Here is a 13,754-nt window from a genome sequence, read left to right on the forward strand (position 1 = left end):
CGGGCGCGCCGGCCTCCTCGACGGGCAAGAACAAGGGCAAGGGCAAGGGCGGGAAGGCTCGGGGGAGGAAGGGCGGGCGAAAGAAGCGGGAGGAAAAAGAGCCTCCCAAACTGGTCTTCGCCACGGTCAATGAGTTCGTGACGGACTATCTGGCGCCGACCATCCGCCGCAACCTGGAGGGCACCGAACTGACGTGGTGCCCGTCCTGGTGGCGCCACCCCGAAGCGCTCCAGCGGCTGACCGCGCTATGGAGGGCCTGGGAAAGCCTGCGCCTGGACGCGGCTATGGGTATGTCGGTGTGGTGGCTCCAGCACTGCGACCCCCACCTACGGGCCCTGATGGATCCCAACACCGGCCCCCTCTCGGCATGCCGTCCAGATGGCCACAGCGCCTACGCCTACAGCCCGTTGCCGATGGAAGCGGCCAACGCCTCCCTGTGGCTCTCGCCGTCCCTCAGCGCGGCCCCTGAGGCCGTTAAGAGCGGTGCGCCGGCGACACCATAAGAACGCTCGTATACGCGTAGTGGGGGGGCGAGCCTCAACGGCTCGCCCCTCACTACGCGTAGGACCGGGGAGTCAGGTGTCGGAGCCTTGGCGAGATGGACATTGGTCGACGCCCTCGCCAGCCGAAAGAAGTCGCTCGGCACGCCTGTCCGCTAGCTCGATGTACTCGAAGAACGGCGTCGAGCCGCGGTTCTCGGCGTCGGCCAGATCGTTTAGCTGAGCGAGCCTCATACCTCGATCAGCGGTTCGGCGGAACCTGTTAAGTTCCCGGTCCACCGCCTCCTGGATCGCCGGATCAGCGTCGCGTTCGACCAGGCACCTCATGATCCTGTCCCGTAGGCCCCATTCGAGTTCGTTGGCGAGCAGTGCGGCGACGGCGACGCGGCCGGCCCTGCGGCGCGCGGCCCACCTACCAACGATGCTGATCATCACGACTCCCTCTCTGGCCGAACTTGACGATGCCGGTACCTGCGCACCGGAGATCCTAAGTTCAGATCTCCAGCGACGAATTGCGTTCGCGCTGCTGCTGGACTCCTCCTGAAGCGGCCGCGCGGCCGACCTTCGGCGCTGTCTGCACCGCGGCCTCCGGGCCCTCCGGAAAGGCCATCTCCGTCAACTTCACAGCCTCGACCGCTTCCGGATCGGCAACCGTGGCAAGAGCCTGTGCGGCCTCGACTCGACGGGCCTCCATAGCGGCGCGCTTGGCCTCCTCCTCCCGCGCGGCGGCCTCGTCGCGCTCGGACTCCTCGTCCACCTCCTCGACGTCCACGACTGCGGCCGGCTCGGGGGCCGCGGTGGGTCCCGGATCGCCCACCGCCGGCGCGGGAATGGACGTTGCCGACGACGCCTCAGGAGGAACAAACATCGTCCAGACCCTGACGCCCGGTTCATCGGCCGCAACCGCGGTGACCTCTTTGATTTTCTCGGTGGTCGCCGCGCTCGGTTCTTCTCCCCACCGGAGGGCGTACTCGGCGTGCAGCTCGCGCACCGCATCGCCGGAGTTCTCCGCGTACAGCCGCCGCATGACCTCCGGTTCTGCTCGCGTCATCCAAGCAGCCTGAGACATGAGCGCACGGCCCTGCCCTTGTCGATGGGTGGCCTGCTCCCGCACCAAGCGGGCCTGCTCGGCAACCTCCGGCCCCTTGGCCTCCAATTCCCGGGCCTGGCCCATGAGGTCGAACGCCTCCTCATAGACGGCGTACGCCTGCCCACGCAACTCCTCGGCCTGCTCGGAAAGCCTCTGCGCCGGCCCCGGCACGTCGTCACCACCGAACAGCGCTGACACCATGTCGGCGCTCGCGTCCTGAGGGACCATGATGCCGTGGTGGCGCTCGATGTTGTCACGCATCAACGTACGGATCCCGTCGCGAGCCTCCCCCTCGCTCCACTCCGCTACGCGCCCCCAAAGATCACCGAGCTCCGCCGCGCTGGCGGTCTGCCAGAAACCCTCATCCAGACTCTCGGACAGACGCGCAGCAGCGTAGACGTGCTCGGGGTTCTCGCCCCGCATTTCGGCGGCCAGGGCCGCCATCCGCAACGCGGCGTCGGCCTGCTGCTGGTGGAGAGTGTCCATCCCCTCCGTGATCGCCTGGATATTGCCCTCCAACCGGCGCACGTCCAAGGGAGAGAGCTCTCGACCGTCGGCGAGTTTCGCCGTGTATTCGGCTCGCCGCTCGGATCGCCTCTCCTCCTCCTGCTCCAGCCGCTCCAGTTGGTCCCTCAGTGCACGCAGCATCTCGGCGTTGTTGTCCGGCTGGGCCGTACCGTCAGCCAACGCAACCAACCGGGCCGCGTCCGCGACGAACACCGATTCAACGTCGGCTCCCTGGAGCGTCGCCGCGGGGACGTGGGCTGCCGTGTCGCTGCCGGTGTTCTCCACCAGCTCCACGACGATTTCAGCGGGTTGCCGATCCTGCGACAGTTCATCCCCTGGGCCCTTCGCCCACCGTTCGTAGGCTGTAGCGGCCGCCATAGGCGCACTCATGCCCGGCTCCGCAGTCACCTCCCCACGGTGGACGATCCGGCCGTCATTGCGCATGTCCCGCACGATCACCGCATACGACGCCCCGGGCACCTTCGCGGCGGCCTCCCGCGCGGCATCCAGCTTGTCCCGGTAGGTCGGGTCAGTCATCGTGATTAGGCGCGCCATCTCCGCGCCACCGACCGGCCAGTCCGGCACCCTCAGGTTGTAGCGCTCGGCCAACTGCTCCCGCAGGTGCTGAAGCGTGAAATTCGCGTACGGGTCACCCCCCGCCCACTCCGCGGCAGCCTGCCACGTGCGGCCCAACCGCTCCGGATGCGACGGGAGGTCCTGCCAGAACTTCTCTTGATGAGCGGCCCGCAACAACGGCTCTGCTGCGGCCCGTTCCGCCCGAATCTTCTCCGCCTCCATCCGGGCCCGGTTCTCCTCGGCCTGCTGCTCCTGGCGGTAGCGCTCCTCACGCAACCTCACCTGGTGCTCTGCCATCAGGGTCGCAACGGTGATCGCCAACTGGAGAGAGTGAACGAACGCAGCTCCCGATGCCGCGTAGACCTCTCTGAATTCGTCGTTCTGCGCCATCCGTTGCCCTCCCTAGTGGCCGGCCTACCGACCGTGATCGTTGCCCCGCGGCTCGCCCCGCTCGACGCCGGCGGAGTGGTCCCGGTAACTGCCCATCGTGGGCAGTGCACCGGGGCTCTGTCCCATCTGTTGGCGCGCCTGCTGCAACCGAGCAAGTTCGCCGGTTGCCTCGGCGCGCACACGGGACGCCTGGTCCCGCTCGTCGCGCGCGGTGTGCATGTCGTGCACCGCCCGCATCATGTTCCGAAGCTGCTGGATCAGCAGCATTTCACCCCAGGCGCTCGTCCCGCCGGTCCTTGCGAAAAACACCGCCATGCCCGCTCCCCTCATCGACCCTGGCCGCCCTGACACCGGCTCGCGCCGGTATTCCAACGGGCGTTGCGCCGAGCGTGCCAGGACATCGGCTGCACGCGCCAGGGGCCCGGGCCGGTCTGGCTCCATCCGGCCACTCCACGCGGCCAAAACGCCCGCAACCTCCTGGGCGGCCTGGCACCAGCGGACAACATCTGTCACAGGAACCTCCGCCAACTGCGCGCGGACGTCCGCAATCTGCTGGGCAGCTACCTCCCACGCAACCTCGTCCCGCAGGTGCGCCGGCGCGCGGCGTCGCTCGCCGCCGGCTGCCCGTTCCGTCCACGCGGCGACGGCTGATGCCGCGTCATCGCCAGGCCACTGCTCGCGCAACCTCGACAGGGCCAAATCTCGCGCCAGCTTGCCGCCCGCGTACCACACCGGTGCCGCCCCGTTGGTTGGACGCAACGCCACGGAGTACCCCACCACGTCCGTGCGCCCGCCCTTGGCGAAACGCGGGCGAGCGATCACACCACTCCGGCGCAGTTGCCGCACAAAATCAGCCTCGCTCTCGGTCGTCGCCACCGCCGCACGGACGCGCCGCGCCAACGTCAAGCGCTCCGGCTCCGGCCGGCCCCTACGGGTGGCGGCCTCCAGCTCACCGCGCTTGATCCCGGGGGTTGCACGGCCGCGATCCAGGACCCGCAACCCCAGTTCCTTTTCCAGGCGGCCGCAGATCGCCTGCGCCCTTGAGTAGTCGCGCCAGGGGCTCGCCTTGGTGCCGTCATCCCGTACCAGATTGACCACTAGGTGGATATGGTCGTTGCCGCCCTTGCTGGGCCCGTGGTGCACCGCGATCCAACGGCACGGCGCCTTGCCCGACGTCTCCGAAAACCCCATCTCGTCGACCATCCGCTGAGCCACGTTCGCCCACTGCTCATCGGACAACATGCCGTCCTCCGGCGGCAACGCAATCGAGCAGTGCCAGACGTGCCCGCCGGGGACATCGACACCAAAGAGCGTCCATGGCGCATCGAACTCCTGGGACAGCGCCCGCAACTCGCCCGCACCGCGGAAGTAGGGACGCCCCTCGCCGACAATCCCGGCCTGGGAGGCGATCAGCCGTTGATTGATGTGCTCGTTGTGCCGGCCCGGCCCATACAGGTAGTCAATCAACCTCTTCGCGTTGTCGCCTCGGGTGACGTTCGGATTCACCGGACTCGGAACTCCTCGGCCAACGCCTCCACACGCTCGACTGTCGACTCCGCCCGCTCCAGCACGCTGCGGATCATCGCCGGGGGCACCTCGACGTCACTGTTCAACGCCCTCGCAATCTGATTCGCGTTGTTCGTGAGGTTGGCCAACAAGAACTTGAGCCGGTTCAACTCGCCGTAGAGCACTTCCCGTTCCCGACGGGTGAGCGGCGGCACACCAATCGCAGCCTCTACCAGCGCCCTTGGAACACTGATCCCAAGGTTCGCTGCTCGTGCTTGAACCCGGGCCCGCTCCTCCGGAGTCATCATCACTTTGGTGACGTGCGTCCGGCCTCCCGGCACACGCTTGTTTCGCCCGCCGGCGGGCACAGCTCGACGCCCACTCAACTCCTGCGCCATGCCTGCGCCTCCCTCCAGCGAAGCGACCCCACACAGTGGGGACCACACGACAGTGTGCCAGCTCTCGCCGCGCCGCGGCGAGAGCCAAGCGCGATTAGGTCACCTGATCGCCTAGCTTGCTCCTGCGCCGCTGAGCGTGCGGGAGACCAAAAACCCTGGCCTGAACTCCTGGTCACAGATGGCCCGAACCTCCTGCCGTGCTCTCCTTCGGGTGCAGCTCAATCGTGTTCACGCGCCCACAACTCCCATAGCAGCGGCTACGCTTCCGGCATGGATTCCAGCAACGTGACTGATCAGAAGCGCACCGCAGCGGAACAGCTCCTGGCGGGCCGCCTCGCTGTTATTGATCAACTGCAAGCGGCGGACGAGGGGGAGCGCCAAGCGGAGGACGCGGCCAGGAAGGCACGCGAGCACAAAGCCAAGGTGTGGCAGGACGCCATCAAGGCGGGATGGAGCGAATCGGAATTGACCGGTCCGCTGAGGTTCAAGCGTCCCGCTGTCAAGGCTCCCGGACGGCCTCGCGGGTCCGCCACTAAGCCGGCTCCCGCTCCCCGCAGTTCTCCTGAGTCGTCCTGACCACGGGGCCCCTGGGCGGTTTACGTGACCAGCACATCGCCGACTGCGGGATAGCCGTGGTTGCTGCGAAATGGGCCGGCTACGGGAGGGGTGGCGTCGTGGGTCGTCCGTCGCACTCGACTGTCAGCAGACGTGACTACCTCGCCGTACCCCCGCCGTCCCGCATGCGGGTGCGTGAGGCGACCGTCCCCCTGACCGTGGCTGGCGGGGGGCTTCTGCTGCCGCGCTGCGGCCGGGCGCCGTACACGCTCCGCTCGGTGCACCACCGTTGGGGTACAGGGATCGTCTGCGGGAGGTGCTGTGCCAAAGGTCCCTGAAGCAGTGCGGCCGCCGGCTGAGCGGCCGCCCTGGGCGGACCCGGGAGAGTGGGCCCGCATGCGTCGATTCGTCGTCGTCACAGCCCGATGCTGGGTGTTCGTCGGCGGCCTGGGTGGCGACGGCTACGGACGGTTCTGGGCCCACGATCCGGAGGGCGGCGGGGCGACCATCGTTCGGCCAACCCGGTGGATATGGCAGGCCCATCACGGTCCCATCCCCGCGGGAATGGTCGTGCGCCACAAATGTGACCGGAGTATCTGCGCACGGCCGGACTGTCTTACCCTCGGTCTCCCCGTCGACAACTCGCAAGACATGTCCCGACGGGATCGCACCGTGCGGTTGGGGTGGCGAGTCAGCAAAGCAGACCGCCGCGGCCAGCTTGCCGCGGCGCGTGCCCTTCGAACGGCGATCCTCCGGGCGGTAGCTGCGGGAGTCTACTCACCGCAAGCGCTAGCATCCGTCGTGACGCACGTCGACACGGCCGGCGACCCGCACGCCGGATACGACACCCTTTTCTAAAAACCTAGTGGGACCACTCCGGGAGTGGTCCCACTAGGTTTGGCGCGAACCGCGACCTAGCGTTCCGGGCTGGAGTCTTGTGACTGCTCTGCCTCGGTATACGGACTCTGGTCAACTGCCCGGGATGGGGCTTGAAGTGCGGCGGATGCGGGATCCGGAAAGCTCAGTGCCGCAAGCCGGGCCGCCTCGACTGCGTCAGCGTCTAGGTGGGCCGTTTTGGTAGCCAGCATGGGGGCCGCAAGTTGGTCTACGCTCGCTAGCCGCTCAACCCACCGGTCCCCGTTGGCGGTCTCGGCTTCGGCCCGCCATTCCCGGTACAGCGCGCGGGTAGCTTCGCTCCATGGTTGGTATCGGGTCTGGTCCAGCACGGCCCGGATATCCGGGCCAGGTTGCCACCGTCCGCCGGGTCCGCGCTCTTGGCTGCCAGCTACCCGTCCGTTAAGCGGGTCGACGACATACAAGGCGCTCACGCTGTCCCACGACTGCGCGGTGTCGAGCATCGTTCGCGTGTTGGTGAAGATTGCCGATTGCAGCTCGATCGAAGGCAGTACCGCGTACCCGATTCCGCCCGGCTGAGTAGCCTGATGGTGACGGTGCATGGTGCCTAGCTGGCTGAGAGCCGGATGCATAGCGGTGTAAGCGAGTGACCGGCGGTGGTTGGGGAAGTTATCCAGGATCCCGCGGGTGAAGTCAGCCGCTGTGTACGGCCCTACCAGCACGACGTTTTGACTGTGCTGGCGGACATGTTCGCGCGTCATGCGGGTGAGTTCCTTCACCGCTGGGTTGAAGTGCTTCATAGCGGCGAGCATTCCGACTTCACGCGCGTACGGGTCGAACTCGGGGAGGAACGAATAGAAGTCGTCACCATCCACGATGACGGGATCGTGGATGCCAAGTTGCTCAGGGACGGTCGTTCGGAGGCTGGTTTTCCGGGACCCTTGCGGCCCTCCGAGGACCAGTAACTCCGGCGACTCCTGTGAGGGCGCCGTCAGCGTGTGACGAACCTCGGTGGCGAACAGCGTGGTCAGTTCGTCCAGGCCGGGGATGGGTGGAGCGCTCACGCCTCGTCCCTCCTGATCTGGCGGAGCACGTCCGGGTACTGCGTGAGGATTTCTCGCACTCGTTCGCTGTCCCTCACGCTCAAGCGCTGACGCTCGGCCACGTACGGCGCACGCTCGCCTCGCAACCGTGCAGCGTCCCCGGCATCCGCGCGGGCGATTCGCGTGCTGTAGGCCGCGATGATGGCGCTCAGCAAATGGTGAGCGCGTTCGTAAGCGTCGACGTCTTGGGCACTCCAGTTTGACACTTCGCCCCCTCAATTCCAGACATGGCAGTGTGGTCAACTGCGCATCCCTACACTGGGTTTGAGCATCGCACACCGCGCCGACATCGGCCCCGTTTCGCAAGGATCACAAGATGCCTCACCACGACTGGTTCGTTAGCTCGTACTGCAACGAAGAGGAAAGCGCCTGCGTGGAGGTTCGCGTAAACATGCCGCGCGTAGACGTGAGGGATTCGACGGACCCCGCGGGGCCGGTCCACACGTTCGGCCCCGCTGCGTGGAGTGCCTTCCTGGCCGGAGTCAAGACAGGCGACCTGTAGCTGTTCGGCGGGGTGGGCCCGGCCCTCCGGGGCCGGGCCGGGGGCCGTGTGCCTCGCATGAGACACACGGCCCCCCGGCGTCATGCTGCCGGAGCGTAGGCGTCGCGGTGCGGGGCGGGGTGTGCCTCGCGGTCGCCGATGCCGTGGACGAGCGGGGTCGTGGCCGTCATCTCCTGGCGGCGGGCGCCTGTTGATGGGGCGTCGGCGGCGCGGGTGGCCGGCTCGACGTCGTGGCGCGCGCTGCCCTCATACGTGGCGGCGGTGGTGCGCTGGGCGGGGGTCTCCAGGGCGTCCAGCCAGCGGTACCACTCGACGTTGCGGAGTGCCGCGCCGGCTGCGGCCTCGGGGGCGTTGGGCTCCCTGGTCGGGTCGTAGTCGCGGTTGCTGGGGGATCGGCTGGTGCTCAGTGCGGTGATGACTGCGGCGGCGAATCGGTGTCGCCACCGTCGTACGGCGGCAGTGCGTCCGGGCGCCTGGTCGGCGGTGAGCCGCTGCCGGTAGGGGCGGACCCATTCCGACGAGAGCTTGTCGATGGCGTCCAGCGCTGCCGGCACCATTGCGATGTACCGCGCCACGGCCTCGACGGGGCCAGAGACCATGAGGTCGGTCCGGCCGTGTCCGTACTGCGGCGGCTCCTCGACCTGACGGGGCCGCAGATGTCCGCGGGCGTCGGTCGCCTGGGCTCCGTCCAGCGTCGGTTGGCTCCAGTGCTGGACCGTGTGGACGCGCACGCCGTAGCGGGCCGCGAGACGTGCGGCGAGTTCGCGCCGCTCGGGTCCGCGCCGGCCTTCGTCGGACAACTCGACGTCGCCGGTGGCGGTGCCGTGGGCGTCCACCTGGAGCACGGTGGCGAGGTGGGCGGATGACAGGTAGCTGTCGACCCTCGCAACCCACGGGTTCAGGCGGGGGCGACCGTGGCGGCGGCGGGCGACCTGGGGCACGTGGCCCGCGATGCGGCGGTGCTCGGGAGCGTCCTGGGTGGCGGCCGGCTGGCGCGTCTCCTCGGCCGGGGTCGGAGCGGCGGCGGGGCGGCGGGCGGGGTCGTCCACCGCCGCAATCACCAACGTGTCGGTGTCGTCGTCGTGTTCGGCAGCGGGTGCCGGAGCGGGACGGCGGTTGGGGTCGTCGACCACCGGCCACGACGGCTCGGCAGTGTGGTCTTCGACGCGGGCCCGCTTGGTGTGCTCGTCCACCACCGTCCACCAACCGGTGACGGAGTAGCCGCGGGTGTCGGCGTGGTGGACGGCTACGGCGGGGTCGCTCTCGCGGATGCCCAGGGGACGGGTGGGGGTGCCGATGCTCATCGCGGTTGTGCGGCCGGGGTAGGCGTCGCGCTCCTGCCCGCACGCGCATGCCAGGTGGTAGCCAAGCTGCCGGGTGATGGGGTCGGCGGTGACGTAAATCCAGGCGTGGACGGCGTGGGTGCAGTCGGCCGGGTCGACGTCGGCCGGCTCCGGTTCGGGGGCCGGCTGGAGTGCGCGGATGCGGGCGGCCTCGGCCTCCCGGGCGGCGCGGGCGGCCGCCCGGTGCTCGTCCTGGCGGCGCTCGGTCTGTCCTCCCAGTAGCGGGCGGGGCGTCATCTCGTAGGCGGCCTCGACCGGTTCGGGCAGCACACTGCGCCATGCTGCACGGGCGGCCCGGCCGTCGTCGGTGAGCTGTACGCGCCCGGTCTCGTCGATGTCGACCAGGAACCCGGCGTCACTCAGGGCCCGGACTCGGGCGTGGGCAACGATGCGGCCGCGCGTAGTGGTGCCCGGGAGGCGGTGGCGGTATCGCTCGCCGTCGTAGTGCAGCTCGCCGTCCTCGGCCCACCGCATGACGTCGGCCTGCCGCTGGCTCCATTGGAGCCTGTGGGCGATGGCGTGGGGGCTGTAGGCGGGGTCGTGCTGGATTCGCACGGGAACTCCTGTGGTGGTTTTGGGTGGTGGTGCCCGGCGGGATGCGGCCCGCCGGGGTGGTCGGAGCGGGAGACCCCTCCCGACCAACACCCCTATTAAATCATGTCCACGCCTATTTTGCAATCCGTTTCAGCGCCCCCCGGGTTCAACTGGCGTCACTGCCAGCACATTTCGGAGACTTGTAAAGCACTATGCAGTTCTGTATAGTGCTTTACATGACGGAGATTGCCTACACCCGCAACTACGTGACACAGGATCAACTGCGCCGTGCATACCGGCGCTTGGGGCACACTTCCACCGCGCCGACCTGGAGCGCCACGCTCCTGATCGACACCGGTCTGACCATGACGTGGGCGGTCCGCGTTCTGGCGCCGGCGGAGGTGCGGGAGGAGTATCCGGCCCGGTTCGAGTGGCACGTCATCGCGGACGCCGGAGAGTTGGACTGGCCGCCGCTCCGGCCGGAGGAGGAGATCTGGCCGGCCCTGCTCGAAAAGCACCCGGTACCGACCGGCGATCAGGCGCAACGGCAGGCGAAGATGTTCGGCCGGACGGTGGAGGAGCTGCACCGGGAGCAACTGCGCCAGCGCTACCTCTCGGACGCCCACATCGGCCGCAGCAAACGCAACCCCACCGACGTCAACTTCGATCCGCTCGTGCGCGACTGGGACGCCACCGCCCGCGAACTCGCGGCGTTCCTCGACACGCACCGCCCGCCGAAGCTGACCGCCGATCAGCGCGTCATGGCTCAAGGCGTGCACCTGGCCGAACTGGAAATGGCCGTGAACACCACTAGGGCAAGCCTGGGCCGACTCATGCGCAACGCCGCACGGGAGTCCGCGCAGCAGCGCGACGGTAAGCCTCGGCACGGCTTCAAATCCGAGATGTCCCGCTGGGGCGGGGTCACTCGCCCCACCGTCGACGCATGGCTGAACGACGGCGGCTGTTGTGAGGGGGCGGTGGTCGACGAGGACGGCACCCCCCTGCCGGGACACACCCACACCATCGATCTGGAGGAGGACTGATGAGCACGGTCACCATCACCACGGAGAACGGTAAGACGTGCGTCGAGTCGCCCTATCACCCGGACTGGCCCTCTGAGGCGCGCAACCTGGGCGGAAAGTGGTCTGGTGGGGTCTGGGTCTTCGACGCGCGGGACGAGTCCCGGGTGCGGGAGTTGGCGCGGGAGGTGTACGGCACCGACGGCACTCCGGACCCGGGCGGCAACGTCACCGTGCGCATCCCGCTGGTGGTGGACGTGCGGGGCCCGGGCAACGGGCGGCCCGCGACGCTCTACCGGTACGGCCGCACGATCGCCACGCGCTTCGGCAGGGATGAGGAACCGCGCCTGGGCGACGGCGTGATCCTTGTGGAAGGCGGCTTTACGGGCTCGGCCGGCTCCCGCAGCTACATCGAGCTGGGCCCGCTGGATGGGACCGTGGTGGAGGTCCGCGACGTGCCCCGGTCCCTTGCCGAGGAACACGGCCTGGAGATCGTGGAGGACGACAAGCCGGACCCGCACACGCTGCGCGCCGAACGCGAACGTCTCGTAGCGCGCATCGCGGAGATTGACGCCCTTCTGGACGCCTGACCAACCAGCCACGGGACTTCATCACCGGGAGCGCACATGTCGCTGAAGAAGGACGTTGCGAGCTTGTTCCGCCAGGTGCAGCGTCAGGGGTTCGTGGTCCGCAGGAACCCCAACACCAACCATTTCCGGGTGACGGCGCCCGACGGGCAATGCGTCACCGTGCCCAGCACGCCGAACGGTTCGCCCCAGAACCTGCTGACGATCCGGTCGAAACTCCGCCGCATCGGGGCGGTGCTGTGACGTTCAAAGCCCTCTGCGTCCGTGGTTTCGTCGTCGCGGCCATCTGGCCGGGCGCCGCGATGTAGAGTGCCTACCGGCTCGCTGAGCACGTTCCCCGCGCACCACGCGGGGGTGGCCCTGAGGGGCCGTTGAGCAGGGGCACTGCGTGCTGATGTTCCCCGCACATGCGGGGGTGGCCCGATCACGACCCGAGTACACTCGGTGACAGCCAGACGTTCCCCGCGCATGCGGGGGTGGCCCCTTCAAGGGAGATGAAGGATTCGGCATGTTCCCCGCACATGCGGGGGTGCTCCCTGAGATGCCTTTTGCCATCAAGTGCCCTTGGCAAGGGTACGTCGTGTGGTCCGCTTGTTCCCCGCCGCTGCGGGGGTTGCCCGTCGACGTGAGTTCATGACGGCCGGGCATGTTGAGTGATCCCCACCGGTGTGGGGGAGTTCGGCCCGCCACTCAGTCAGTGGTGGGCCGTTTTGGCATGCGCTACGGGGACGTTCGCGGCATGTGCGGCGGCGGCATGGACGTCCGGCGTTTGAGCGCTGGGCGCGACGGGCCGTCAGCCGATCGCGTCGACGGGCCGGGGTGGGCCCGGCCCCGGAGGGGGCCGGGCAGGATCGTCAGGTGACGTCCAGGCCGCACCGCGGGCAACAGAGCGCCTGCGTCACCGGGCTGTCACCGATCCACAGTTGGGGGCCGTCGTAGGTGCAGTGCTCGGGCGCCGCCGGCCACTGGTAGCCGGGGATCACCAGGACGTGTTGGTCAGGGGCAACCCGGGCTCCGCCGTGGGTGGGGGCCGGCTGCGGGCTCCAGTCGTAGCCGGCGGGGGGTTGCGGGGGTGCGATCTGCGGCATGGTGCCCTCCGAGGTGGTTGGTGTGTCCTGGTGGGCTCCGCTCTGCGCGGCTTGGGGGTGGGGGCAATGGTGGAGCGCCCGCACCGCGGGGGTTTGCGGGAGGTACGAGCGGAAAGCCCCGCGGGTGGACGTACGACCGTTGCCCCCACCCCCGGGGCGTGCGGCCCTTGGGCACCAGGGCACGCCGGCCGCCGGCGGGTGCGACGTTCGACGGCGCCGCCTCAACTCCCCGCCCCCGCTGGCGACTCGTCCACCGTCGGGGCTTCGCCGTGTGCCGATGGGGCTGCCGGGGCGCGTCCCGATCCGGGGCCGGTCTCCACGTTCGGCCCCGCCGCGTGGGGGGCGTTCCTGGCCGGGGCTAAGACGGGTGACCTGTAGAGGGTAGGCCCCATGCGGGGTGTCGCATGGGGCCTGGAGGGTTGGGGGCGTGTTGTGGGGCTGGCGTCGGCTCGCTCCGCGTCGTCGAGCTGCCGTCGGCCTGGCTTCTACTGGCGGCTGGCGGGGACGGCGTTTGGTGCATCGTCGCCCCATCCCCAATCTCCGCCGTCATGCCCTTCACTGGGGTCGTGGGGCTCCATCTCGCATTGCCACCATTGGCCCTCGTCGTCGGCGAACTGCGCGGTGCACGTCCCGTCGGTGGTGTCCGGCTCCGGCGGCGGGGTGAGCAGACCGACGGCGGCAAGCACTCCGCGGACCGCGTCGTGGAGTGCAGGGTGAGGCACCGTGACGCCCACGGCCTGCGCCGCCGCGGCCGCGCGGGAGTAGGCGGTGTCGTACTCGTCAGCCGTCACGATGCGCCGGAGTGTGGTCGGTTCGTCGTCCTCGGGAAGGGCGGTGGGCTGGCCGGTCATGGTGATCTCCTGGTTGAAGTCGGTGCGTCGGTCAGTCTCGGGTGGGCCGGGCTTCGCCGCTCGCACGGGTCCAGCTCCTGAGGATGCGCCAGTCGTCGCCGGCCTGCTCGCAGATCTCGATATGAGCCGGGGTGCTGCCGTAGGTGCCGACCCATGAGCGGTAGATGCGGAGGGCGGTGTCCGGGTTGGTCCAGTAGCCGGCTGTGGCCGGGCCGTTGGCGTCCTCGGCGAACCGCAGCGTCACCCGGTACCGCTCCCCTGGCTCGGCCTGACCGGTCAATGGGGGCTCCTGGGGTTGGGCGGCGGGCGGCCGCTGGCGGGTGTGGGGAAGTCGGGTTCGGCCGCGCTCG

General features: G+C 68.9%; 16 protein-coding genes. 7 read left to right on the forward strand and 9 right to left on the reverse strand.

All coding sequences use genetic code 11. From position 1 onward, the window contains the following. Positions 1–503, forward strand: a 503-nt coding sequence (locus ACIQU6_RS30510) for a DUF4913 domain-containing protein (RefSeq protein WP_403484931.1), incomplete at its 5' end; no start/stop codon positions are given. A 72-nt stretch (positions 504–575) separates the two neighbouring features. On the opposite strand, the gene ACIQU6_RS30515 is transcribed toward ACIQU6_RS30510, so the two are convergent. The 4 genes from ACIQU6_RS30515 to ACIQU6_RS30530 form a co-directional block, all read right to left on the reverse strand. Further along, the gene (locus ACIQU6_RS30515; protein ID WP_403484932.1) at positions 576–932 is read right to left on the reverse strand and encodes a hypothetical protein; all 357 of its coding nucleotides are present in this window, start codon (positions 930–932) and stop codon (positions 576–578) included. Between the two features lie 61 nt (positions 933–993). Next, complete coding sequence (locus ACIQU6_RS30520; protein WP_403484933.1) at positions 994–3,063, reverse strand: hypothetical protein; 2,070 nt, start codon at positions 3,061–3,063, stop codon at positions 994–996. Between the two features lie 24 nt (positions 3,064–3,087). Then, a complete protein-coding gene (locus ACIQU6_RS30525) occupies positions 3,088–4,569 on the reverse strand; it encodes a relaxase/mobilization nuclease domain-containing protein (protein ID WP_403484934.1) in 1,482 nt (493 codons plus the stop codon). Next, positions 4,566–4,967: a plasmid mobilization protein gene (locus tag ACIQU6_RS30530; protein WP_403484935.1), complete on the reverse strand. Its 402-nt coding sequence runs from the start codon at positions 4,965–4,967 to the stop codon at positions 4,566–4,568. Before ACIQU6_RS30530 ends, ACIQU6_RS30525 begins: the two co-directional genes overlap by 4 nt. A gap of 270 nt (positions 4,968–5,237) precedes the next feature. On the opposite strand from ACIQU6_RS30530, the gene ACIQU6_RS30535 reads away from it, so the two are divergent. Continuing rightward, positions 5,238–5,543 carry a hypothetical protein gene (locus tag ACIQU6_RS30535; protein ID WP_403484936.1) on the forward strand — a complete coding sequence of 102 codons (306 nt, stop codon included), beginning with the start codon at positions 5,238–5,240 and terminating at the stop codon, positions 5,541–5,543. 375 nt (positions 5,544–5,918) lie between these two features. Continuing rightward, positions 5,919–6,380, forward strand: a complete 462-nt coding sequence (locus ACIQU6_RS30540; protein ID WP_403484937.1) for an HNH endonuclease signature motif containing protein — start codon at positions 5,919–5,921, stop codon at positions 6,378–6,380. 56 nt (positions 6,381–6,436) lie between these two features. Here ACIQU6_RS30540 and ACIQU6_RS30545 read toward each other — a convergent pair whose 3' ends face one another. Next, on the reverse strand, positions 6,437–7,441 hold the full coding sequence (locus ACIQU6_RS30545; RefSeq protein WP_403484938.1) for a zeta toxin family protein: 1,005 nt from the start codon (positions 7,439–7,441) through the stop codon (positions 6,437–6,439). A 355-nt stretch (positions 7,442–7,796) separates the two neighbouring features. Here ACIQU6_RS30545 and ACIQU6_RS30550 point away from each other — a divergent pair, with 355 nt between their 5' ends. Continuing rightward, complete coding sequence (locus ACIQU6_RS30550) at positions 7,797–7,982, forward strand: DUF397 domain-containing protein (RefSeq protein ID WP_403484939.1); 186 nt, start codon at positions 7,797–7,799, stop codon at positions 7,980–7,982. 80 nt (positions 7,983–8,062) lie between these two features. On the opposite strand, the gene ACIQU6_RS30555 is transcribed toward ACIQU6_RS30550, so the two are convergent. Then, positions 8,063–9,880, reverse strand: a complete 1,818-nt coding sequence (locus ACIQU6_RS30555; protein WP_403484940.1) for a hypothetical protein — start codon at positions 9,878–9,880, stop codon at positions 8,063–8,065. A gap of 215 nt (positions 9,881–10,095) precedes the next feature. Between ACIQU6_RS30555 and ACIQU6_RS30560 the strand changes: the two genes are divergently transcribed. From ACIQU6_RS30560 to ACIQU6_RS30570, 3 genes are read left to right on the forward strand one after another with little or no spacing between them, the layout of a single operon-like run. Beyond that, positions 10,096–10,902, forward strand: coding sequence for a hypothetical protein (locus ACIQU6_RS30560; RefSeq protein WP_403484941.1), 807 nt, complete (start codon positions 10,096–10,098; stop codon positions 10,900–10,902). Next, positions 10,902–11,468, forward strand: coding sequence for a hypothetical protein (locus ACIQU6_RS30565; protein ID WP_403484942.1), 567 nt, complete (start codon positions 10,902–10,904; stop codon positions 11,466–11,468). Before ACIQU6_RS30560 ends, ACIQU6_RS30565 begins: the two co-directional genes overlap by 1 nt. 36 nt (positions 11,469–11,504) lie before the next feature. Then, positions 11,505–11,708 carry a hypothetical protein gene (locus tag ACIQU6_RS30570; protein ID WP_403484943.1) on the forward strand — a complete coding sequence of 68 codons (204 nt, stop codon included), beginning with the start codon at positions 11,505–11,507 and terminating at the stop codon, positions 11,706–11,708. A gap of 611 nt (positions 11,709–12,319) precedes the next feature. On the opposite strand, the gene ACIQU6_RS30575 is transcribed toward ACIQU6_RS30570, so the two are convergent. The 3 genes from ACIQU6_RS30575 to ACIQU6_RS30585 form a co-directional block, all read right to left on the reverse strand. Next, complete coding sequence (locus ACIQU6_RS30575) at positions 12,320–12,553, reverse strand: hypothetical protein (RefSeq protein ID WP_403484944.1); 234 nt, start codon at positions 12,551–12,553, stop codon at positions 12,320–12,322. 485 nt (positions 12,554–13,038) lie between these two features. Beyond that, positions 13,039–13,470, reverse strand: coding sequence for a hypothetical protein (locus ACIQU6_RS30580; RefSeq protein WP_403484945.1), 432 nt, complete (start codon positions 13,468–13,470; stop codon positions 13,039–13,041). Continuing rightward, positions 13,436–13,684, reverse strand: coding sequence for a hypothetical protein (locus ACIQU6_RS30585; RefSeq protein ID WP_403484946.1), 249 nt, complete (start codon positions 13,682–13,684; stop codon positions 13,436–13,438). The genes ACIQU6_RS30580 and ACIQU6_RS30585 overlap by 35 nt, the downstream gene beginning before the upstream one ends. Positions 13,685–13,754: the final 70 nt, after the last annotated feature.

The organism is Streptomyces sp. NPDC090442 (genome assembly GCF_044769405.1).
Taxonomy (GTDB): domain Bacteria; phylum Actinomycetota; class Actinomycetes; order Streptomycetales; family Streptomycetaceae; genus Streptomyces.

Bases quoted from the DNA above. Each gene is read 5' to 3' on its own strand.
- ACIQU6_RS30515 (WP_403484932.1), bottom strand. From the start codon at position 932: ATGATCAGCATCGTTGGTAGGTGGGCCGCGCGCCGCAGGGCCGGCCGC.
- ACIQU6_RS30520 (WP_403484933.1), bottom strand. From the start codon at position 3,063: ATGGCGCAGAACGACGAATTCAGAGAGGTCTACGCGGCATCGGGAGCT.
- ACIQU6_RS30530 (WP_403484935.1), bottom strand. From the start codon at position 4,967: ATGGCGCAGGAGTTGAGTGGGCGTCGAGCTGTGCCCGCCGGCGGGCGA.
- ACIQU6_RS30535 (WP_403484936.1), top strand. From the start codon at position 5,238: ATGGATTCCAGCAACGTGACTGATCAGAAGCGCACCGCAGCGGAACAG.
- ACIQU6_RS30540 (WP_403484937.1), top strand. From the start codon at position 5,919: ATGCGTCGATTCGTCGTCGTCACAGCCCGATGCTGGGTGTTCGTCGGC.
- ACIQU6_RS30550 (WP_403484939.1), top strand. From the start codon at position 7,797: ATGCCTCACCACGACTGGTTCGTTAGCTCGTACTGCAACGAAGAGGAA.
- ACIQU6_RS30560 (WP_403484941.1), top strand. From the start codon at position 10,096: ATGACGGAGATTGCCTACACCCGCAACTACGTGACACAGGATCAACTG.
- ACIQU6_RS30565 (WP_403484942.1), top strand. From the start codon at position 10,902: ATGAGCACGGTCACCATCACCACGGAGAACGGTAAGACGTGCGTCGAG.
- ACIQU6_RS30570 (WP_403484943.1), top strand. From the start codon at position 11,505: ATGTCGCTGAAGAAGGACGTTGCGAGCTTGTTCCGCCAGGTGCAGCGT.
- ACIQU6_RS30575 (WP_403484944.1), bottom strand. From the start codon at position 12,553: ATGCCGCAGATCGCACCCCCGCAACCCCCCGCCGGCTACGACTGGAGC.